This is a genomic window from Pedobacter kyungheensis (assembly GCF_000812965.1).
Lineage (GTDB): Bacteria > Bacteroidota > Bacteroidia > Sphingobacteriales > Sphingobacteriaceae > Pedobacter > Pedobacter kyungheensis.
On record NZ_JSYN01000030.1, the window covers coordinates 1 to 22,551 of the forward strand.

General features: G+C 40.3%; 19 protein-coding genes. 10 read left to right on the forward strand and 9 right to left on the reverse strand.

Annotated elements, in window-relative coordinates; all coding sequences use genetic code 11:
- Positions 1-460 precede the first annotated feature (460 nt).
- The 3 genes from OC25_RS21620 to OC25_RS21630 all read left to right on the forward strand — a co-directional run bounded on the left by OC25_RS21620 (position 461) and on the right by OC25_RS21630 (position 4,499).
- On the forward strand, positions 461-1,558 hold the full coding sequence (locus OC25_RS21620) for a vWA domain-containing protein (RefSeq protein ID WP_039480449.1): 1,098 nt from the start codon (positions 461-463) through the stop codon (positions 1,556-1,558).
- Between the two features lie 114 nt (positions 1,559-1,672).
- Positions 1,673-3,160, forward strand: coding sequence for a magnesium chelatase ATPase subunit I (locus OC25_RS21625; RefSeq protein ID WP_039480454.1), 1,488 nt, complete (start codon positions 1,673-1,675; stop codon positions 3,158-3,160).
- Positions 3,161-3,242: 82 nt separating this feature from the next.
- A complete protein-coding gene (locus OC25_RS21630; protein ID WP_052266386.1) occupies positions 3,243-4,499 on the forward strand; it encodes a metallophosphoesterase in 1,257 nt (418 codons plus the stop codon).
- A 95-nt stretch (positions 4,500-4,594) separates the two neighbouring features.
- On the opposite strand, the gene OC25_RS21635 is transcribed toward OC25_RS21630, so the two are convergent.
- From OC25_RS21635 to OC25_RS21645, 3 genes are all read right to left on the reverse strand, one after another.
- Positions 4,595-5,284, reverse strand: a complete 690-nt coding sequence (locus OC25_RS21635; protein WP_039480457.1) for a response regulator transcription factor — start codon at positions 5,282-5,284, stop codon at positions 4,595-4,597.
- A 103-nt stretch (positions 5,285-5,387) separates the two neighbouring features.
- Positions 5,388-7,061 (reverse strand): sensor histidine kinase, encoded by a 1,674-nt coding sequence (locus tag OC25_RS21640; protein ID WP_039480460.1) that lies wholly within the window; start codon positions 7,059-7,061, stop codon positions 5,388-5,390.
- A 3-nt stretch (positions 7,062-7,064) separates the two neighbouring features.
- The gene (locus OC25_RS21645; RefSeq protein WP_039480463.1) at positions 7,065-8,948 is read right to left on the reverse strand and encodes a S9 family peptidase; all 1,884 of its coding nucleotides are present in this window, start codon (positions 8,946-8,948) and stop codon (positions 7,065-7,067) included.
- Between the two features lie 228 nt (positions 8,949-9,176).
- Here OC25_RS21645 and OC25_RS21650 point away from each other — a divergent pair, with 228 nt between their 5' ends.
- Positions 9,177-11,000 carry a tetratricopeptide repeat protein gene (locus tag OC25_RS21650; protein WP_039480466.1) on the forward strand — a complete coding sequence of 608 codons (1,824 nt, stop codon included), beginning with the start codon at positions 9,177-9,179 and terminating at the stop codon, positions 10,998-11,000.
- Positions 11,001-11,266: 266 nt separating this feature from the next.
- Positions 11,267-11,578 carry a DUF4286 family protein gene (locus OC25_RS21655; RefSeq protein ID WP_039480469.1) on the forward strand — a complete coding sequence of 104 codons (312 nt, stop codon included), beginning with the start codon at positions 11,267-11,269 and terminating at the stop codon, positions 11,576-11,578.
- Between the two features lie 40 nt (positions 11,579-11,618).
- Here OC25_RS21655 and OC25_RS21660 read toward each other — a convergent pair whose 3' ends face one another.
- The 3 genes from OC25_RS21660 to dtd all read right to left on the reverse strand — a co-directional run bounded on the left by OC25_RS21660 (position 11,619) and on the right by dtd (position 14,025).
- A complete protein-coding gene (locus tag OC25_RS21660) occupies positions 11,619-11,948 on the reverse strand; it encodes a nucleotide pyrophosphohydrolase (RefSeq protein ID WP_039480472.1) in 330 nt (109 codons plus the stop codon).
- On the reverse strand, positions 11,938-13,479 hold the full coding sequence (locus OC25_RS21665; protein ID WP_039480477.1) for a glycosyltransferase family 39 protein: 1,542 nt from the start codon (positions 13,477-13,479) through the stop codon (positions 11,938-11,940). Before OC25_RS21665 ends, OC25_RS21660 begins: the two co-directional genes overlap by 11 nt.
- 93 nt (positions 13,480-13,572) lie before the next feature.
- Entirely contained in the window at positions 13,573-14,025 is a 453-nt protein-coding gene (dtd, locus tag OC25_RS21670) for a D-aminoacyl-tRNA deacylase (RefSeq protein WP_039480480.1), read from the reverse strand.
- A 30-nt stretch (positions 14,026-14,055) separates the two neighbouring features.
- Here dtd and OC25_RS21675 point away from each other — a divergent pair, with 30 nt between their 5' ends.
- Both OC25_RS21675 and OC25_RS21680 read left to right on the forward strand, forming a co-directional pair.
- Positions 14,056-15,081, forward strand: a complete 1,026-nt coding sequence (locus OC25_RS21675) for a hypothetical protein (protein WP_052266388.1) — start codon at positions 14,056-14,058, stop codon at positions 15,079-15,081.
- Entirely contained in the window at positions 15,047-17,503 is a 2,457-nt protein-coding gene (locus OC25_RS21680) for a hypothetical protein (protein ID WP_156131554.1), read from the forward strand. Before OC25_RS21675 ends, OC25_RS21680 begins: the two co-directional genes overlap by 35 nt.
- 201 nt (positions 17,504-17,704) lie before the next feature.
- On the opposite strand, the gene OC25_RS21685 is transcribed toward OC25_RS21680, so the two are convergent.
- Entirely contained in the window at positions 17,705-18,751 is a 1,047-nt protein-coding gene (locus OC25_RS21685) for a 3-oxoacyl-ACP synthase III family protein (RefSeq protein WP_039480486.1), read from the reverse strand.
- A gap of 128 nt (positions 18,752-18,879) precedes the next feature.
- Between OC25_RS21685 and OC25_RS21690 the strand changes: the two genes are divergently transcribed.
- Both OC25_RS21690 and OC25_RS21695 read left to right on the forward strand, forming a co-directional pair.
- The gene (locus OC25_RS21690) at positions 18,880-19,161 is read left to right on the forward strand and encodes an ATP-dependent Clp protease adaptor ClpS (RefSeq protein WP_039480490.1); all 282 of its coding nucleotides are present in this window, start codon (positions 18,880-18,882) and stop codon (positions 19,159-19,161) included.
- Positions 19,162-19,171: 10 nt separating this feature from the next.
- A complete protein-coding gene (locus OC25_RS21695) occupies positions 19,172-19,522 on the forward strand; it encodes a hypothetical protein (RefSeq protein WP_039480493.1) in 351 nt (116 codons plus the stop codon).
- Between the two features lie 4 nt (positions 19,523-19,526).
- Here OC25_RS21695 and OC25_RS21700 read toward each other — a convergent pair whose 3' ends face one another.
- Positions 19,527-20,129 (reverse strand): thioredoxin family protein, encoded by a 603-nt coding sequence (locus OC25_RS21700; protein WP_245222120.1) that lies wholly within the window; start codon positions 20,127-20,129, stop codon positions 19,527-19,529.
- Between the two features lie 342 nt (positions 20,130-20,471).
- A complete protein-coding gene (gene rsmA / locus OC25_RS21705; protein WP_039480496.1) occupies positions 20,472-21,257 on the reverse strand; it encodes a 16S rRNA (adenine(1518)-N(6)/adenine(1519)-N(6))-dimethyltransferase RsmA in 786 nt (261 codons plus the stop codon).
- Positions 21,258-21,449: 192 nt separating this feature from the next.
- On the opposite strand from rsmA, the gene pdxA reads away from it, so the two are divergent.
- Positions 21,450-22,529 (forward strand): 4-hydroxythreonine-4-phosphate dehydrogenase PdxA, encoded by a 1,080-nt coding sequence (gene pdxA, locus OC25_RS21710; RefSeq protein WP_039480499.1) that lies wholly within the window; start codon positions 21,450-21,452, stop codon positions 22,527-22,529.
- Positions 22,530-22,551 lie beyond the last annotated feature (22 nt).

The window sequence follows — 22,551 nt, forward strand, 5'->3', positions numbered from 1 at the left end:
CCATAATAATAGGCCCTCAATGCCTGAATTTCTATTTAAGCCCGAAGCATAGCAAAGTCAAAGGACCGTATCCCTAAATAGGTCTTCACACCTAGGATTGCAGTTGGATCACCTCTGAATTGCGATATCTTTAAATATAAAACAAACCTAATGGATTGTAAGGGTTTAGTACCGGTTTTTCATCGGTACCGGAGCAAAGCGCAGCCCTGAAAAGCCCGCCCCTTGCGTAGCATGGGTAACGCCCAACTCAGTTTGATGGTTTACAGCTGGCAATTTCCAGTTCATTTTGTTTTTCGGTTTTGGTCTTCTATTTCTTTATTTTTTACCATCTTAGACATTTAAGATCATCAAGGCTTTAGTCTTTAAAGCTTTCACCTCTCTGCTCCTCCTAAATATGACACCCCGCTTAAATTAATACAAAGCGAAACTTTTATCTTCGATAATCCGTTTATAAAAGCACATGAGAGGTTTTCGTTTTTCTGATTATAAGCCCGGCGATACGCCCAAAGGTGGCTTTGATGAATTGCTAAAATTATTTAGCGAATTGCTGAACTATACCGCGGGAGATGCAGCCGAAGCCCTAAGCTGGCTAAATGAACTCGACAAACAATATAAGCTCACCAATAACGATTATGGAATTGGTAATTTTATAGATGATTTGAAAGATAAAGGTTACCTGACCGAAGATAACCAATCTGGAGAGTTTAAAATCACGGCCAAAACCGAGCAAACCATACGCAAATCGGCCCTGGACGAAATTTTCGGGAAGCTGAAAAAAAGTGGTCGTGGTAACCATAACAGTAACCAATCGGGTATTGGTGAAGAGAAAAATGCCGACAGGCGTGAATATAATTTTGGAGATAGCTTAGACCAGATCGATATTACTGCTTCAATCCAAAATGCGCAGATTAACCATGGGATTGGCGATTTTACCCTCACTGACCGGGATTTGGAAGTAGAAGAAAAAGATTTTAAAACCCTTACTTCTACGGTACTGATGATCGATATTTCGCATTCGATGATTTTGTATGGCGAAGACAGGATTACCCCGGCAAAAAAAGTAGCCATGGCGCTTGCCGAACTGATTAAAACGAAATACCCTAAAGATACGTTGGACATTGTGGTTTTTGGTAACGATGCCTGGCCCATTACGGTGAAAGATTTGCCTTATTTGCAGGTTGGTCCTTATCACACCAATACTTATGCTGGTTTAGAGCTTGCTGCAGATTTACTTCGCAGAAGGAAAACGCATAACAAACAGATTTTCATGATTACCGATGGTAAACCTACCTGTTTGAAAGAAAACGGCAAGTATTACAAAAACAGCATGGGACTTGACAGAAAGGTAATTAACAAAACCCTGAATATGGCAGCACAATGTAAGCGCTTAAAAATCCCGATTACCACTTTTATGATTGCCAAAGATCCTTACCTGCAGCAGTTTGTACGTCAGTTTACCGAAATAAACGGTGGCAGGGCGTTTTATAGCTCACTAAACGGGTTAGGCGAATACATTTTTGAAGATTACATTAAAAACAGAAGGAAAACAGTTAAATAGTCGGGAGTCAGTAGTCGGGAGTCGGATGATTATACTTAAAGAGATCAATCTTACCGCTCACGGCTTATACACAACTTTTCAACCGGATTAACTTTACAACATTTAAACCCAAAAATGCAAAATACTACATTAGGCCAGTTAAAGGCCACCAGCTATAAATCAAGAAGCGTTAAGGAAGAATTAAGGGAAAACCTGATTAAAGTTTTACGCGATAAGAAAACCGAATTTGAGGGTATTATTGGTTATGATGAAACCGTAATTCCCGAATTGCAAACGGCCATTCTATCGCGCCATAACATTTTACTTTTGGGTTTACGCGGGCAGGCCAAAACACGTATTGCCCGTTTAATGGTTAATTTATTGGATGAATACGTACCCTACGTAGCCGGAAGCGAAATTTTCGACGATCCGTTGAATCCCATTTCGTGGTATGCCAAAAACGAAATTGCCACCAAAGGCGATGCTACTGAAATTGCCTGGTTACACCGCAGCGAGCGTTATACCGAAAAACTAGCTACGCCTGATGTTACGGTTGCCGATTTGATTGGTGATATTGATCCCATTAAAGCTGCGACCTTAAAACTAACTTATAACGATGAAAGGGTAATCCACTTTGGTTTAATTCCGCGTGCGCACCGCAGCATTTTCGTTATTAACGAATTACCCGATTTACAGGCACGTATTCAGGTGGCTTTATTTAATATGCTGCAGGAAAAAGATATCCAGATTCGTGGTTTTAAATTGCGTTTGCCTTTAGATATTCAGTTTGTTTTTACTGCAAATCCTGAAGATTATACCAACCGTGGAAGCATTGTTACCCCGTTAAAAGACAGGATTGAAAGCCAGATTTTGACCCACTACCCAAAAAGCATCGAAATTTCGCGCAAAATTACTTTCCAGGAGGCTAAATTAACAGCCGAACAGAAAGCCAATATAGAGGCCGATGGACTGCTGAAAGATTTGATCGAACAAATTGCTTTCGAGGCACGTAAAAGTGAGTACATCGATCAGAAATCGGGCGTATCGGCCAGGTTAACCATTTCTGCTTACGAAAATTTAATCAGTACAGCTGAAAGAAGGATGCTGATATCAGGCGAGAAAAACACTTTTGTCCGTTTATCAGATTTAGCGGGCATCATACCTGCCATCACGGGTAAAATAGAATTGGTTTACGAGGGCGAACTGGAAGGTCCGGCGCATGTAGCCACCACCCTAATTGGCAAAGCAGTTAAAACTTTATTTGCCCGTTATTTCCCTGATCCGGAAAAAGCGAAAAAAAGTAAAACAGCCAATCCTTACACCGAAATAACCGAATGGTTTACCGATGGGAATAATGTAGATGTAACCGATAACTTAACCAACACACAGTACAAAAAAGCACTGATGCTTGTACCTGGTTTGTATGATACTGTTAAAAAATTCCACCCTAAATTGAGCGAAAATCAAACCTTATTGCTGATGGAGTTTGTATTACATGGCCTGGCCGAATACTCTCAGCTGAGCAAAAATTACTTGACCGGTGGCTTTGGTTTCAGCGATATGTTTGGCAGTTTATTTAATGCCGAATTTGATGAGGAAGAGGATGAGGACGATTTCAGATAATAAACTCTTATAATTTCTTTAATTTAGGCAGGCGAAATATCCTGCCTTATTTGTTTAAAAACTTACTACAAACCTACCAGAAATGGGAAGATTACCTTTTATCATTGCCGCCTGCATTTTTATTATCGCTTTTGATATTTATTGTTTTAAAGCCATTACCTCGGTTTTTAAAAAATGGAAACCCAATACCAAAAAAGTATTTGCCATTGCCTATTGGGGTTACAGTGCCTTGCTGATTTTTGGCGTTTTCTGCGGCATTTACCTGAATTTGTTCCTTACGCTACGCGCAATCATTTTAGTTTCTTTCTTTTTAACTGTGGCTTGCAAAATGGCCATGCTTCCATTCCTGGTTCTGGATGATTTACGCCGGTTATGGATTAAACTCACCAGAAAGCAAACACATACAACTGCAGCTGCCATAACTTCAACCAACCAGGAAGACGATAAAATTTCGCGTTCAGCGTTTTTGGTTAAAGCCGGATTGGTTACTGCCGCTGTTCCTTTAACTTCGTTAAGCTGGGGCATTATTTCAGGCGCTTACGATTACCAGGTGCGCCGAGTAAATTTAATATTGCCTAATCTGCCCAAAGCTTTCGATGGCATTACCATGGGTCAGATTTCAGATATCCACTCGGGTAGTTTTTATAACAAAACCGCTGTAAAGGGTGGGGTTGAAATGCTTTTGGCCGAGAAACCCGATTTTGTATTTTTCACCGGCGATCTGGTAAACAATCTTACCAACGAAGTCCGCGACTATCAGGATATTTTCTCGAGAGTAAAAGCACCGCTAGGTGTGTATTCATCGCTAGGCAACCATGATTATGGCGATTACTATTTCGGCAAGGAATCTTCGCCGGCTAAAGTAAAAAACCTGAAAGACATGGTTGATGTACACAAGATTATGGGCTACGACCTCCTGATGAACGACAACCGCAGGTTAAAGGTAGATGGCGAAGAAATCGGGATTTTAGGGGTTGAAAACTGGGGTATGGGTCGCTTTCCGAAATACGGTAAGATGGAACTGGCGGTTAAAAACACGGACGATTTACCGGTAAAACTTTTACTAAGCCACGACCCATCGCACTGGCGCGGAGAAGTGTTGCAAAAATACCCGCAAATTGATGCCATGTTTAGCGGTCACACACACGGCATGCAGTTTGGCCTAAGGTTTAAAGAAATTCAATGGAGCCCAATCCAGTACATTTACAAAGAATGGGCAGGTTTATACCAGGAACAACACCAGCAGCTGTATGTTAATGTTGGCTATGGCTTTTTAGGTTACCCGGGCAGGGTTGGTATTTTACCTGAGATTACCATTTTCACGCTGAAAAGGGCGTAAAAACCGTCATCTCGACTGAAGCGTAGCGAACGGAGAGATCTGTGCTAGTTAGATTTCTCGACTACGTTACACTTCGCTCGAAATGACGACTAATTCTATCCCGCGTTAAACCTGTAGCCTACTCCCCTTACGGTTTGTAATAACTGCGGATTATCAGGGTTCAGTTCTATTTTCTTACGCAGGCGCACAATGTGCATATCAAGCGTTCTGGTATTCACATCAGAATTATAACCCCAAACTACCAGCATCAGCTCATCGCGGTTAATTACTTTACCCGGATTACGTAAGAAGTATAATAAAATACGGTTTTCTAATATGGTTAACTCAATTTTTTTACCATCCCTGAACAGGGTGTGAATATTCGGGTGGTGCTCCATATTACCAAAACGGTGAATTTCGGCAGTATCTTTATTCACAATAAATTTCACCTTGCTATCCAACATGGCCACCAAAACATCCATATTAAATGGTTTGGTAATGTAATCTGATGCACCAAAGTTGTAGGCATCGATCTTATCCACATCCTGTGCTTTGGCAGTCATCATAATGATCAGGTTTTCGAAACCTTGCTTACGCACATGTTCACAAACCTCAGCCCCTTGTTTGCCGGGCATCATCCAGTCCAATAAAACAATATCAGGCTGATCAGCCAAAATCATCCTTTCACCGGCATCGCCATCATTTGCCTCGAGCACAGTATATCCCTCTGCCTTTAAGCGATGGGCCACAAGAAAGCGAAGATTTTCATCATCTTCTACGATTAATATTTTTACTTCTTTAGACATTTATGTATTAATTTATATTGCAACTTTTTTTATTGTTTTAATGTTGAAACGTTGTAATGTTTGAAGGTTAAGATCAACCTTTCAACAACTAACATTCCAACCTCTAGCTATTAAAAGGCAGCACAATTTTAAATTCTGTACCGCTGCCTACTTTACTTTTTACAGAGATCTCTCCCTCCATAAAGTTAACCAGTTCTTTGCAAAATGCCAAACCCAGGCCTACACTGCCCATTTGGTTATATTCGTTCTGAATCCGGAAAAATTTCTTAAAAATATTGTTCAATTCGGAAGCTGCAATCCCTATGCCTTTATCGGTAAACCTGAAAACCAGCACCCCCTTAATTAACTTGGCACTAATGTGCAATTTTTTCTGTTCAGGCTTAGAATACTTGTAAGCATTCTCGGCCAGGTTATCAAATAAACTTCCCAATAACACCGGATCGGTAATAAAGGTTTTAAAACCAACTACTTCATAGGTAATTTTAAAATCGGGGTGTTTAAGCGTATGCGATTCGATGGTACTTTCAATAAAATCGACAATATTAACCTCTTCCTGATTTAATTTTATCGCCTTATTTTCAATCTGGGTAAAGGCCAGCAGCTTATTCATTAAACCGTTAAGCTTATCGGCTTCTTCATCCAGTATTTTACCATAAAGCTGCTGCTCCCTTTGACTCAATGCCGGGGCGCTTTTAATGTTGTTACCCGCAATTTTGATTACACTAACCGGTGTTTTAAATTCGTGCGTCAGGTTATTCACGAAATCGTACTGCAGTTTAAACATCTTGCTGTTGATGTTCAGGTTACGGTAAATTAAGAATGCAACCAGCAACAGTACACCATACACCAGTAAAAGCACGAGTGCTATTGGCATAAAGTAAATAAAAATCTCTTTTTTGATGTAGGATTTAGACGAAACGAAGTAGAGTTTAAAATCAGAAAAGGCCCCTGGCAGGGCAATCTCTGTATTCATATTTTCATCAGAATTGTCAATCGGATCGTAAGTGAGCGGCTCAATACTAATGTGCTGGTATAGCAATGGCCTCGTATTTACAATTTTAAGCCGATGTGCATCGAGCTTAAAAACCAATACATCCTGCTGGTAAACCGGAGAGGGATTTAACTTACGCTTCATCATCTCTTTATAAACTTTCAGGTCTTCGCGGCGCGGAATATTTAAATAGGTAATTTTATTCTCGCTTGAATTGACTACCGAGAAATTGGTAAAAAGTTCTTCCTGCGTAGGTACAGCAGCAGTATCCAACCGATCGACAAAAGTAGCCAGTTTATAAGCCATGGCATTAAAATCGTCGCCCACGTTAAAAGAAGTCGGATCTTCTTCCGAATACACCTTTACCGAATCGGGGCTGATGCCTTTTCCGAACTGATAAATTGATTTTGGCCCAATACCCAGATAATTGGCATTAATACCATCTCGTACCGGTGCAACTTTTACTTCTGTATCATAAAAGGTAACCCGAGAAATAAACGGATACTTGAGCATTACCGTATCTACGAATTTCGAAGCGGTTGAAGAATCTAAATAGCCACTATAGTAAGAAATTTCGGGCATTTTGTTCTGAAAAAAGTCGTTATATGGCTTAATGCTCTGTTCGAGTACGTTTACTTTTTCAGAAACAAAATCATTTTCTATCGATTTCTTGCTGTAGTTAAAAGCCAGAAACAGCGATAAAATAAAGAGGATTGATATGAGTACAATAAAGGTTACACCAAGAGAAAAGTTTTTACGGTAACCGCTTTTTTTATCTAAGGCCATACCCTATTTCTTACCCAGGTTTTCTTGTAAAAATTCTTCTAAAGCCTTATACAAAGCGGTTCTTCCTTGCTGGCGTATTACCGGGTTAGGTCCCTCTTCTTTTTCGATGTAAGTAACCTGAACATTGCGTTTTTTAAGTTCTTTAATAAACTGTACCCCTTCGGCTACGTTTACACTCGGATCTTTAGGGTTTTGCGCAATAAAAATAGGCGATCTAAAGCGGTCGGCATGAAAAACAGGCGATGCGAAGCGCATGTAATCTGTTTCGGTTACCGGATTGCCTACAATTTCGTAATACATCTGCAATTTAGCTTTTAAAAAGGGCGGGAAAGTTTTCAGGTAACTAAACAGGTTAATTACACCAGAATTAGATCCGCCGCATTTATAAAGATCGGGATTTTTATACAAACAATTTAAGGCAATATAGCCGCCAAAACCATTGCCATAAATAGCGATGCGTTTAGGGTTGGCAATTTTTTGTGCAATGAGCCACCTGGCCCCATCGTTTACGTCATTTTGTATTTTATCGCCCCATTCTTTAAAACCTGCAGCATAAAATGATTTGCCATAACCTGTAGAACCGCGGTAGTTTACCTGTAAAACGGCATAACCACAATTGGCCAAAAACTGCACTTCTGCATTGTATCCCCAGCTGTTTCTGGCTTTTGGTCCATTATGCGGAAACACAACAACAGGCAAATTAACTGCTTTTTTATCTTTAGGCAGGGTCAAATAACCATTAATGGTTAAACCATCGCTGCTTTTAAAACTGATTGGCGTCATGGCGCTCATATCATCAGGTTTAATAGCAGGACTTACATCCGTTAGTTTCTTCAGTTTATTATCTGCAGCGGTGTACAAATAATAAGAACCCGGATTTTTATCGGTAAAAGTGCGTATAACAAATACTTTATCGGTTCTATCCTTATCGGCAATAATCCACTCGGTACCCGGCAAAAGCTGATCTATTTTTGAATAAGCCAGTTTTGTACTGTCGTCAAGGTAATATTTCTCTCTTTTCCAGGTTTCGTATGTTGCAAAAAGCATTTTCTTCCTGAAACGGGAGTAGGCAGCATCTACAACATTTAAGGTATCGTTGGCAAAAAGCACCCGTTTTTCCTTTCCGTTAAGCAAATCGAGTTCTACAAGTGCATTTTTATCGCGGTTAACGCTAGAAATGGCATATAGGGTATGTGATTTAGCTTCCGAAAAAGCAATAGGCTGCAAAGTGGTTTCGAAGTTATTGGAGATTACAGGTTTGAAAGCCTTGCCCGCATTTTCGCGGTACATTAAAGTTTCATTCACGCCATCACTGGCAATGGCCAGCATTAATTCCCCCCGGCAATCGGTCATCCAGCGGCTAAAGTTTCCGGGATTTTGAGCCAGAATATCCATTATTCCATTACGCACGTTTAAGCGGTAAACATCAAAAAGGGTCGAATCGCGTTTATTGGATGAAACGATAATGTATTTATCATCAATCAGCTGGTCTTCAATTACCCTTAACCTGCTTTTTTCGTTACTGTATAATTGTACCTGTTTGCTCCCATCTTTATTGATTACAAATAAATCAGATCTGCGCTCTTTTGATTCATCTTCTGTATAATAAATCAATTCGTTATTGCTGGTCCAGAAATGAAAACTGATACTCTTATCGTTCAGATGTGTAAGCTGCACGCTTTTTCCACTGGCCAGATCTTCGGCAAACAGTTCGAGTTTCTTGTTCTGCAGCTTTAAATACGACAGGCTTTTCCCATCAGGCGATATGCGGTAATAGGCTTTATCCTGCGTTTTAAAAAAATCATCCACAGCTATTGTACTGTCATTCTTCCCTTTACAGGCAAAAATAAACGCAACCATAAACAATAGCAAAATCCTTTTTAACATAAATAAATCCTCAACGGGATAACAAAAATAAGTATCACAACCACTTAACCACGATTTACACTAACAATGTTACCTGCGCCTGCAATAATAAGTCGTGGTTCAATTTAGTATTTATAACATATACACAAAATAAAATACAGGTAACATTTAAAATACGTTTTAGATAAGATAGTGGTTTAGCTAATCAGGTATTAAAATGTTACATTTAAAACTTATAATTTAGGGTTTATGAACCGTTTGCTTTTCATCATATTCTTATCGTTTACACTGGGGGCTAATGCTCAGATTTTTAGGCCCAGCCAGCCCATAGCACCCGATGAAAGTACTTTAGCGATACAATACTACCAGGATGGCGATTATGAAAAAGCATTGGTTTTGCTCGAAAAACTTTATGCGATACCGAATAATGATGGCTATTTTGACTTTTATTTTAACACCCTGCTTAAGCTAAAACGTTACGATGTGGCCGAAAAGGCGGTGAAAAAAGAGATTAAAAAAAATCCGCAGAACGATATGTACCCGATTGCCTTAGGTAAACTTTATCAGGAAAAAGGAGATGTACAATCAGCCAATAAAATTTTTACCGATGTAATTGCTAAACTGCCAAAAGACGAATTTAAAATCAGGAATTTAGCCAATAACTTTTATCGTTTCGAAAACTACGATTTTGCCATACAAACCTTTAAGCAAGGCAGAAAAGTATTGGGAAATGAGCAGTTGTTTACTTTCGAATTGCTGAACATTTACAGGTTTAAAAAAGATAAACCCATGTTGATGCAGGAATACCTGGATGCATTGGCTACCATGCCACAGCTTTTACCACAGGCGCAGGCGGTGCTTTCGTCGGTTTTTGAAGATAAAAACGATTATGAACTTTTTCAGGGGGCTATTTTAAAAAAGATCCAGAAAGAGCCCGATGCCGAAATCTACATCCAGCTGCTTACCTGGAACTATATACAGCAACAGGAGTTTGATATGGCTTTGCGTCAGCTCATTGCTTTTGATAAACGTACCAAGGCTGATGGCGGAACCTTATTTAATGCCATTTATACTTTTGTAGATAACGGAGCATACGAAACAGCTATAAAAGCGTACGAATATCTTTTAACCAAAGGGAAGGATAACCAGTATTATCTGCCTTCGAAAATTGAAATGCTGAACACCCGCTATAACCTGCGTACCAACGGAAAATACACTGTTGCTGAGCTAGATTTGCTGGCCAAAGATTATGAAGCTTTATTGGCCGAAAACGGTAAAAACCGGAATACGCTGTTTGCCATTAAAAAACTGGCTAACCTGCAGGCTTATTATCTTAACCAGCCAGCATTGGCTGAAAAAGAGTTGGAAGAAGCCATCAAAATGCCGGGCGTAAACGATCAGGAAGTAGGCCAGCTGAAGCTGGATTTGGGCGACATTTACATTTTAACCAACGAACCCTGGGAGGCCTTTTTGGTTTACGAACAGGTAAGCAAGCAATTTGAAGGGCAGCCGATTGGTAACGAAGCCCGTTTCCGCAGCGCCAAACTTTCTTTCTACCAGGGTAATTTTGAATACAGCAACGGCCAGTGCCTGGTTTTAAAAGCAGCAACCTCACAGTTAATTGCCAACGATGCATTGAATTTAAGTTTGCTCATTAACGACAACATTCAAACCCCTGCAGATAGCAATGCTTTAAAAATGTATGCCGATGCCGAGATGCTTTTATTCAGAAACCTGCCTGAGCGCGCCATTAAAAAAATGGACAGCATTGCCATTGCTTACCCGCAAAATAGCCTTACCGATGCCATTATGATGAGCAAAGCCAGGATTTGGATCAAGGCAGGCGAATTTCAAAAGGCTGCTGATATCCTTAAAAAAGTAACCGACGATTTTAAAGACGGGATTTGGACTGATGATGCCTTGTTTACCCTCGGCGATTTGTACGAGAAAAAGCTGAACGATATTGCCCAGGCTAAAATTTATTTCCAGAAACTGATAACCGATTATCCTGGCAGCATGTTTAGCGCCGAAGCCAGAAAGAGGTTCAGGAACTTACGCGGAGATGGCGTTTAGATAATCATCGTTTATTAGTTTAATAAGTATCTCGTCATTGCGAGAAAGCTTTTTCAGCCGGCGATTGCTATATCCCTTTTTGTAAGATTGCCATCCGATAGCTATCGGATCAAGCTGGTAATGACGAATAGTGCATGGGGAATTGCAAACTGTACAATGGTTAATTGTTCGAACAGGTTACTGAAGCCAAACTCCAAAGAAATCCCCTCGGCATTTCGAAACGACTCAAAAATCATAATCTTTTAGGAAATTACTATCTTTGCCCCATGTTTTTATACAATGTTACGCTCATTTTAGAAGATTCTGCTGCCAAAGAATGGTTACAGTGGATGCAGGAAACTCACATTCCGCAGGTAATGGCAACCGGTATGTTTGTATCGAACCGCTTGTTAAAAGTAGTCGATTCTCCTAATGAAGGGGTAACTTACTGCGCACAATACGTGGTAGATAGTTTAGAAAATTACAACCAGTACCAGGAAGTGTATGCCCCGGCTTTACAAGCTGAGCTAAACGAAAGATATAAAAACCGTTTTGTGGCTTACCGCAGTTTGATGGAGTTTGTGCCTCCGATCTCTTAAAACAAGCTTAAATGAGTAACAAAAATCCCCTAATGGAGATTTAGGGGTTTAATTTCTCGTTATTCTTATGCCGGTCGGCATCGCGGATGCTTTTCTTTTCGAGGTTTTTCTCTAAAGCCTCGGTTAGGTTAATACCGGTTTGGTTGGCCAGGCAAATTAAAACAAACATCACATCGGCCATTTCATCAGCCAGGTTCACAGATTCGTCGCTTTTTTTAAACGATTGTTCACCATACTTCCGGGCCATAATGCGGGCTACCTCGCCTACCTCTTCCATTAAAATGGCTGTATTGGTTAATTCATTAAAATACCTGATCCCTGTGGTGTTGATCCAACGGTCTACGGTTTCCTGTGCTTCGTTAATGGTCATTTTTCTCTTCTTCTATTTCTGACTGGATTATCTTGTTAATATCGGTATTGGCATCTTCGAGTAGGAAAATTCCTGCTCCTTTTTCTCTTGCATATGGTGTGGTTACCTCACCAATTTTAGTAATCTTACCAAAAAGTGGTCGTTCATTTTTCCGTTCCGGATCATCTTCATTGGGTTCTTTTATTAGAATTAAATGTTTCATCGGTTTATTCATCTTAAACCAATACAGGTAATCGGCATTGTAGGAAACGGCATTTATATTTTTAAATCTCGAATAATAATTAACAGCACCAGCTTCCCCATAATTATCCGCCCTGATTACTAAAGCCGATTTATCTTTCACCCGGGCATAAGCCAGGTCTGTTAAACGGGCCATTTCTTTCCAACCCTGCATATCAGCATAATCTTGCGGAATATCATGGTTTTTCCCATCTTCCCAACGTAAAGCCCCTACCCGCTCAAACCGTTTATGGTGGGCAACAATTTCTTTTGGGCTATAAACCGGCATAATGAGCGGCATTAAATAAATAAAAGAACCTATTGTAAAAACAAAAAGCAATCCACACAACAGGTATTTTTCCCATAAAATCCGGCCTAAATAAACAGCTCCGAACGCCAGCAAAACAGGGTATAAACCGAGTGCATAGTAATCCTTTGCTTTAAAATAACTGAAAACGAGTATGGTGAATAAGTAAGTGAGGATTATCCACCTGTGCTTACGAAAATCTTTGTAGAAAACCAGGCTCCCCATTCCGGTAAGGAGAATGAAAATCGCATTGATAAAAAACAAAAACTGACCAATAAAAAAATCAAGCCGGTTTACATGAACCAGTTGGGTTGCCTGCAAACGTTTCATGTGGGTAAACACCGGAAAATGGTTATTAATCTGCCAGATCACATTGGGCGAAATGATTAAAAGTGCCAGTAAAATAGCCAGGTAAAGTTGCCTATCGGTAAATATTTTTCGCTTTGAGGTAATGAGTATCGCGGGGAACAAACCAATAATCAGGAAAAGAATGTTGTATTTATTTAAGAAGCCCAATGCCACAAAAACGGCAAAGAAGTATAAATATCTGGCTTCATTTTTATCGAAATATTTTAACAGGTAATAAAATATGGCTGTCCATGCCAAAACATCGAAAGAGTTGGGTTGGTAAAGTGTATTAAGCCTTAACAAACTCGAACACAGACAGGCAACAGCTACAAGGCATTTGGCCAACAGGTTTCCATTTAAAAAATCAACGATCTTCCAACAGTACAACAGCGTGATGGCACCCAATAAGGCCGGAACCAGCTTTACCATAAGAACACTATTCCCGCATAGCTTTATCAGCCAGGAAAATAACGACGTTAAGGGTGGCACTGAAGTAAAGCCTGCAGCCAAATGGTTAGCCTGATCCAGGTGAAGAAACTCATCGCGGTGTAATTCGTACACGGAGTTGACCAATGCAAAAGATAAAAATATTTTTAAAACCAGAAAAAAAACAAGCCAACCATAAGTAGTTAGCCAGTGCAACTTTTTATCTTTCATATTCGCTTCAGATCAACATGTTTTTGAAATAAATTAATTATGATTTTGATGAATTAAGACTTGATTAGTTACGTTTCTCTTAAGTTATAACTCCTATTCCTTATCCTTCGTATCCATTAATATGGTAACCGGTCCATCGTTAAGCAAAGCAATTTTCATATCTGCCCCAAAAATTCCGGTTTTTATTTCCTTACCCAGCAAAGCCGATAGTTTCTTAATCATCTGTTCGTAAAGCGGCACGGCAATATCAGGCTTGGCTGCCCGTGTAAATCCTGGCCGGTTGCCTTTTTTTGTCGAGGCAAACAAGGTAAACTGGCTGATTAAAAGAATATTTCCATCTACATCGGCAAGGGCCTTGTTCATCAGGCCATTTTCATCGCCAAACACCCGCATGCCCACAATTTTCTGTGCCAACCAATCTAAATCAGCTGCAGTATCGGCATCTTCAATACCCAGCAGCACTAAAAAACCTGTTTCAATCTGCCCCGTTATTTCGCCCTCAACAGTGCAACTTGCCTGTGTAACTCTTTGTAAAACTGCCCGCATTTTATATTACTTTTGATCGATAAAATTGATATGCGCAAGATAAGTATTTTAGTGATTTTTGCCTTTTTCTTATTGGGCTGTAAACAAAAACAGGTTATTCATCCTACCTTTTATTACTGGAAAACTGATTACCGCAATAAACCGGCAGAAACCGCTTACCTGAATCAGTTTAAATCAAAATCACTGTATGTGCGCATTATGGACGTAGATTTTAACCCCGATGTGCAACAAGCTGCCCCGGTTTCGCCGATCAAATTTTCTGATCCTATACCGAGTGGAATAGCTATTATTCCAGTCGTATTCATTGTAAACAATGTATTTAACAAAATCGATTCGCAACAAACGGCCATTTTAGCCAGTCGCATAGCCAAATTTGTTGATGATAAGGTGAAACAATCCGGAAAGCAAAATTATGCCGAACTGCAAATCGATTGCGACTGGACCAAAACAACCCGTGCATCTTATTTTAAATTTCTAAAAGAGTTAAAGGCCAATCCACTTTTAAAGGAAAAAACCATTTCGGTAACCTTGCGGCTGCATCAGGTAAAAAATGTCGTATCAAGCGGAATTCCCCCGGTAGAAAAGGCGATGCTGATGTGTTATAATATGGGGAATCTGCGTAAATACGGCGAACAGAATTCTATTTTAGATCAGCATGAAATGGATCTTTACCTGAAAGATTTCCTCGCACAATATCCCTTACGGCTTGATGTAGCTTTACCCATTTTTCAGTGGGCTGTAGTGTTCAGAAATCAGGAATATGCAGGTATTTCCAAACACATCAGTAAAGCAGCTTTACAAGACCCGAAACTCTTTAGGCAGCGCAGAAATACTATTTTATTCGATTTGCTAGTCGATTATCCTCCTGCTGGCTTAAAAAAAGGCGATGTAGTCCGCTGGGAGGAAATTTCGGTATCAAATTTATCCGCTACTGCTAAATTTTTATCCCGATATTTAAAGCCTGAAGAGCGAAACCTTGTTTTTTACCATTTAGACACCGACCTGTTAAAACATTTTACCCATGATGACTTTCAAAAAATTATCGCTGATCTCTAGTGTATTTCTCCTTACCTTTTTCGGCGAAATTGCCGTAAACATTGCCTGTGGGGGTGAAATTGACCCCTACGATTATTACATTTCCTATTTCCACAACAACATTGAGGGAGATGAGTATGCACCTTTCGCTTTCAATGAAATGGTTTATTTAAACAGCGAGGAGGATGTAGAAAGTGAGCCCGATATCAATAGCCGCGAATGGGCAAAATACCTCAACATTAAAAAAGACGATGTACTGAAAGTAATGTACAAATCCGACAGTGCAACCAGCGCCAAACTGGCTAATTTCGACGGTAACCTATCGCAATTGCCCGATAGTTTGCAGCAAAACACTTTTATCCAGGCCTTGAGCAAACGTAAAGCACCACTAAAGTATTATCTGTTTGCCAAAAGCTGCGAACCACTAGCTAACGTAGAGTTCAGTCTGTGGGATGCGACGCCTCGTGATACCGCAGCCATGGCCGCAAAAGCAAATGAAGGCTTAAAGCTGACCGCCGATGAAAAGGATGATTTCCTGAAATTACGATTTGCCTACCAATCGGCCCGGATGTTCCATTTTGGTGGCTACCATGCCGAAAGTAAATCAACATACGAGAAATACATTAAAACAAGCAAGCTAAACAGCGCGGTTAAAGGCTGGGGGCTGGCATTATATGCGGGTTCTACACGGCGATTGGGCAATCCTGAAGAATCTGCGTTTTTATTCTCCAAAGTTTTTGCCAGCAACCCCGAGCGCAGGGTACAGGCTTATAAAAACTACTATTATAACAGCACTCCTGTAAATGGCGCCTTAAAATATGCCAAAACCGACAATGAAAAAGCCAATATCTGGGCTATAAATGGCTTCGGCAATGCCGATTCAGGTATTGAAAGCATACAAAAAGTTTATCAGTACGAGCCGAAAAGCCAGTTGAACGGAACCTTGCTGGTACGCGAGGTAAATAAACTGGAGCAAGACCTGATTGAAGCTAATGATATTGCCAAAATAGCTTATAATTATTATTTCTCGGATAATGGTGGCTCTAAATATAAAGACAGTTTAAAAGCTGTAAACCTTAAACACCTGAACGAAATCAGGAATTTTGCGGTTAAACTGGCTACAGAAAAGAAATACCCACAACCCGAACTGGGCACTTTAACAGCGGCCTATTTATCGTGGATGGAAAACAAAGATTTTATGGCTACTAATTACCTGGCCATTTTGAAGCCCGATAAATTACCGGAAAGGTTGCGCGATCAATACCGCATTACCGACCTGTTGATTAAAGCTAAAAACATCAAAAAAGGTAGCCCTTTTAACGAAAACGACTTATTGCCCACCTTAAAATGGCTGGATGAAAAACGTTTTGCAGAAAATAAAACCCAACCCAACGGACAATATTACGATTATGGTAGCGGAGCCGAAAAACGCTTTAGCAGAACCACGCGAAATTTTTACCAGCAAATACTGGCACCCGCTTATTTAAGTTTGGGCGATACCGCCAAAGCGGCTCTGGCCATGGTTAAAGGCGATATTGGATATAAAACTTTAAAAGAAAATTCGCTGTTCCAAAACATGAGTTACCAGACAATTGCTTTCTGGCAAAAAAACCTGAGTCCGAAAAGTATGCAAGGTTTAGCCGTTTATAAAACCAAGGCAGCAGGCAATGATGTTACGGCTTTATTGGCCTCGGCGCTTAACCAGCTTAAAAATGACGATTTTTATGAGCTTTATGGCACCACTTATCTACGTACCCATCAGTACGACAAGGCTGTTCAAATGTTTGCAAAGGTTTCAGCAGATTATAAATACTTTGCGCCCGAAAACTGGTATGGAGATGAATCGAATTCGAAACTTTATGCCAATCCATTTATCGAAACCATTAACGATTATCCTAAGCAATATGTAGCGGCTAAAACATCGGTTACCAAAAAGGCCTTTGCGGCCGAAATGCTCCGTTTACAGAAATTGCTGGTGAGCGATAAAAAGAATGCGGCAACTTATTATTATAAAATGGCCAATGCAGTTTACCAAACAGGCTATTATGGCAACAGCTGGTTTTTAATCAGCTACGATTGGTCTTCGTATGACAATAGCGCACCAGCTAAATTTGTGTACGATGGTGATTACAAAAAGGCACAAACTGCCAAAGCCTGGTATTTAAAAGCAAGGTCATTAAGTACCAATCCTGATTTTAAAGCGAAATGTACTTTCATGCTGGCCAAATGCCTGCAAAAACAAATTATTATGAATGCGCATCCCTTATCTTTTTCATACTATGATAAAACGGATGTGAAATGGAAGAATTTTATCAAAGCCAATTACAATAACCCTTATTTTATTGAGTTGAGGCTGAATTACAACAAAACACCTTATTACCAGGTGGCTGCAAGCGATTGCAGTTATTTACGCGATTTTATTGCGGCCAAAAGCAGAAAATAATCAACGGCTTAAGATGTCATCCTGAGCCTGTCGAAGGAATTTGGGAACAGATAATCGAAGGGACGTCATTGCGAGGAGGAACGACAAAGCAATCTTACAAAGGTCGCTGTTAGCATACGCTTTAAGATTGCTTCGTCGGCTGAAAAAGCCTTCTCGCAATGACGAATCTCTCAGATGGAAACATCTGACCTCACGTTTAGTTTACCACCTGATTAAAGCACTGGCCCAGGTAAAACCTGATCCGAATGCAGCGAGGCAAACCAGATCGCCATCCTTAATTTTACCAGCTTCCCAGGCTTCGCATAATGCGATGGGTACAGAAGCAGCTGTAGTGTTTCCATATTTTTGAATGTTGTTAAACACCTGATCATCGTTTAATCCCAGCAATTGCTGTACATACTGGCTGATACGCAAATTGGCCTGGTGGGGTACCAACATATCGATATCTTTTTCCGTTAAATGATTGGCAGCTAAAGCTTCTTTTATCACTTCAGGAAATTTAACAACAGCCTTTTTAAAAACCGCAGGGCCATCCATATAGGGTAAAGCGGCGCCACTTTCTAAAATTTCAGGAGTCATAAATAAACCACCCAGCTCCTGCTCCGGATAGGCTGGTTTATCTTTTAACCATTTGTTGGCATGAGACCCGGGATAATACATGGCCAGAATTTCGGCATCGGCACCATCGCTATGTAAGTGCGTACTTAAAATACCCTTTCCCGGCTCATCTGTTGGCTGTAAAACCACAGCACCTGCACCGTCGCCAAAAATTACGGAAACATTGCGGCTCCGGGTTTCGAAATCCATAGCAAAGGAATGTTTTTCACTTCCCACCACCAGCACATTCTTATACATGCCGGTTTTTACAAACTGATCGGCAACAGAAAGTGCGTAAACAAAACCCGAACATTGGTTGCGGATATCTAAGGCACCGATTTCGCCCATACCCATTTCGCGCTGCAGTAAAACTCCACAACCTGGAAAATAATAATCGGGACTAAGCGTGGCAAAAACAATAAAATCGACATCTTTTGCCGTAATACCCGCTCGCTCGATAGCAATTTTTGCCGCCTCGATACCCATTGTAGTAGTGGTTTCTTCGTTGCGGTCGGCAAAACGGCGTTCTTTAATACCGGTACGTTCCTGAATCCACTCATCGCTGGTTTCCATAAAACGGCTTAGATCGGTGTTGGTATATACATTTTTCGGAACATAGTAGCCAATTCCGGCAATTTTAGATTGATGCATGCGCGTATGTATTATAATTTGGTTAAACAAAGTTAATCATTTATTGCCTAAGCTATTATTATTACCGAAGGAACAAAATCTTGCTACTATATACCAAAATACTTGATACTAATGTTTATTTTTGCGCCATGTCTACAGAAACCAAAGAAGAGACCTTTACGCTCGAAGAAATTTTAACTTCACTTAAAACTGTACATCGCCTTATTTTGTGGAATGACGATGTGAATACTTTCGATCATGTGATTTTTTGCATGATGAAATATTTAGACTACAGCGAATCGCAGGCCGAAAAAATTGCCTGGAAAGTGCACAATGAAGGTAAATGCCCTGTACTGGAAGGTTCTTTTACCGAAATGGAAGTTTACCGTAAAATTTTGCAGCAGGAAGGTTTAACCGTTTCTGTTGATTAGCATCAAGTTTATGAATCAAACTTGGAGAACTATAGGTGTTATCTCAATTTTTGCACTGATTTGTATTAAGATATTCAACTATACAGATCGTCCAGAAACGATGGCCAATAAAATTAAAAGGGATTATGAGAAAGAATGGCATTATCCTGACCCTCCGAGAAATGTTTTAGAAAAATCGCTGGAAGAACAAACCGGATTAACGGGGTACTCAAGGCTTGTAGTAAAAAAACATAAATCCGATCCTTACGATATGATCATTGCCTGTTCCAACGATGCAACAAACTATCAATACTTTCACAAAACCCAGGGCAGTCTATATCCAATTAATGACCCCGGTATTTCTAGTCCAAAAGGATTCTAAAAACTTATAATTCCCCGATTAAAGATAAAAGTTCAGCCTGCGTAGTTTGCGTTTTATCTTTTGCGTACCAGCTGTGCAATTTTTCGGCAGTAGCCATCGGATCGGTATTTTCCTGTTTCCAGCCTTTTAATAGCGCTTGTAAAACCTGAGGTCGCGGTGCCCAGCTTTTTATTACTTTTTCTCCTTTTTCGTCTAACACCAATAAAACAGGGATCGCCCTACCACCATTCGTTAAATGTGCATCAATAAGCGGTAAGTTTTTATCGCGCAGTACAAATTTAAGCTCAAATTTATCGGGAGCAGCTTCGGCTATTTTGTTAAAAACCGGAATAATCTGTGCAGCATCGCCACACCAGCCTTCGGTAATTACCCATAATTTATAGCTTCCTTTTAAATTGGTAATAGCAGTTGTTAGTGCTTCATTTAAAGCTACCGTTTTATCTACCCGGTTCATCCGCTGCACATTCATTTTAGTGTAATGTAGCATTGCTTCAGAATTATCCGGGCCGGTAGTTTGTCCTTCAGCCAAAAGCTTGTCAACCAATTGACGGTAAGTGGTATAATCCATTCCTTGTTCGTCAAAAATTTCGCGATAATTAACCATCATGTTTATAATTATGAGGCAAAGGAAAGGAGAAAATAGTTGAGAATAATCATGATTTTGCAAGAAAGCGCAAGCGGGTGATTACACCGATTTTGGGATGACACAGATTTTAGCTTTTCTCTTTCACACTGTCATTCTGAACGCAGTGAAACATCTCTTAATTGCGATCAATAGAACAACGAGAACAATCACCCTGGTTTATTGTAGTACCTGAAGTTAAATAAACCCGGTTGAAGTGTTAAGCCCGGAGCGCAGCGAGGACTTTAAACGAAAAACGGGGCTACCGGAACCGAAATGCACCAGAGCCTGCTTTTCAAAAAATAAGCTCGACAAAATTGTTGCTGATTAAACCGCCATCAACTGACTTACGTGTTGCGTTAGAGCCACGAAATCGGCAACGGTTAACTGCTCGGCACGCTTTTCAAAGTAAATATGATCGTCCATTTTATCTTTAGGCATTACTGCAGAAACCGCATTGCGCAAAGTTTTACGCCGCTGATTGAAGCCCGCTTTAACCACCCGCCAGAATAATTTCTCATCACAATCTAAAGTTTCGACCGCGTTACGGCTTAAGCGGATTACCGCAGAATGCACCTTTGGCGGCGGATTAAATGTACCTGGCTTAACGGTAAACAGGTATTCTATTTTATAATACGCCTGCAGAAAAACACTCAAAATACCATACTCTTTGCTGCCCGCCGGAGCCGCACAGCGCTGAGCCACCTCTTTTTGGAACATGCCCACCATTTCGACAACTTTATGGCGGTTATCTAAAATTTTGAATAAAATCTGCGAAGAAATATTGTAGGGAAAGTTACCAATAATGGCAAACTGATTTGGAAAGATAGCATCAAAATCGAGTTTTAAAAAATCGCCATTAATTAAACGATCGCCCAATTGGGGATACTTTTCATTCAGAAAGTGAAATGATTCGGTATCTATATCGATCAGGTAAGTTTGTAAATCCTGGCGCTGCAACAAAAAATCAGACAGGATTCCCATCCCGGGGCCCACCTCTAAAACCTGGTTGTATTTATCGGTACTCACCAGCGCTTCTACAATGCGGTTGGCAATACCTTTATCGGTTAAAAAATGTTGACCTAAATGTTTTTTTGCTTTTACTAAACTCATCTTTACGCTTTATTTTGCCATGGAGGCACGAAACCCACAGAAACTTTGTAAAGAAAGGAAAAACCATAATCCCCTCTCCGTGCAAACCGTGTTTCAGTGGCTACTCTATTTTGTACAAAATAACTAATTTTTATCGGGTAAGCACCTCTTTAATCGAAAATCAGTAATTTGCGCTAAAATTTTCCAGTAATTATGAGCAATAAACTTAAAATTGGTATTAGTATAGGCGATGTAAACGGCATAGGTTTAGAGGTAATTATTAAAACATTATCCAATCCTGCAATTTTAAATTATTGTACTCCAATTGTTTATGGCCACACCAAGGTTTCGTCTTTTCACAGAAAGGCAAACAGCCTGGGCGATTTCAGCTTTAACGTGATTAACCAGGCCAACCAGGCACAAGCAAAAAGGGCAAACATGATCAATTGCTGGGAAGAAGACGTTAAAATAGAGCTGGGCCAGGTTACCGCCACAGGAGGTAAGTACGCACTTTTATCTTTAGAGCGGGCCACATCCGATCTGGTAAATGGCGAGATTGATGCCCTGGTTACTGCTCCAATTAATAAACACAATATCCAATCGGAAACTTTTGCTTTTCCGGGCCATACTGAATATCTGCAGGAAAAAAGCGGCAGTAAAGATGTACTGATGTTTTTGATTAGCGAAGGCTTGCGCGTAGGTGTAGTTACCGGTCACATTCCGGTAAAAGACGTGCCAGCGGCAATTACCAAAGAAAAAATTACCAGCAAATTAAAGCTGATTAATGATAGTTTAAAGAAAGATTTCTGGATCGAAAAACCTAAAATCGCCGTTTTGGGCCTTAACCCGCATGCCAGCGATAATGGCTTATTGGGTACCGAAGAAGCCGAAATTATAAGTCCGGCCATTCAGGAAGCTTATGACAAAGGCATGATGGTTTTTGGGCCATACCCAGCCGATGGTTTTTTTGGCAATGGCAGCTACAAACAATTTGATGCTGTACTGGCTATGTACCACGACCAGGGATTGATTCCTTTTAAAACACTTGCTTTCCATAACGGCGTAAACTATACTGCAGGCTTAAACTTTGTGCGTACCTCTCCGGATCATGGAACAGGTTACGACATTGCAGGTAAAGACCTGGCCGATCCAACTTCGTTTACCGAAGCTTTGTTTTCTGCTATCCATATTGTAAAAAAACGCAGGGAGCAGGAAGAAATGCTGGGCAACCAGCTACGTACCGGCGGTAAAGTGGTAGAAACACAGTTCGATATTAAGGATGATGCTTCTTAAGGGAAAGCTGAAAGACTAAAGC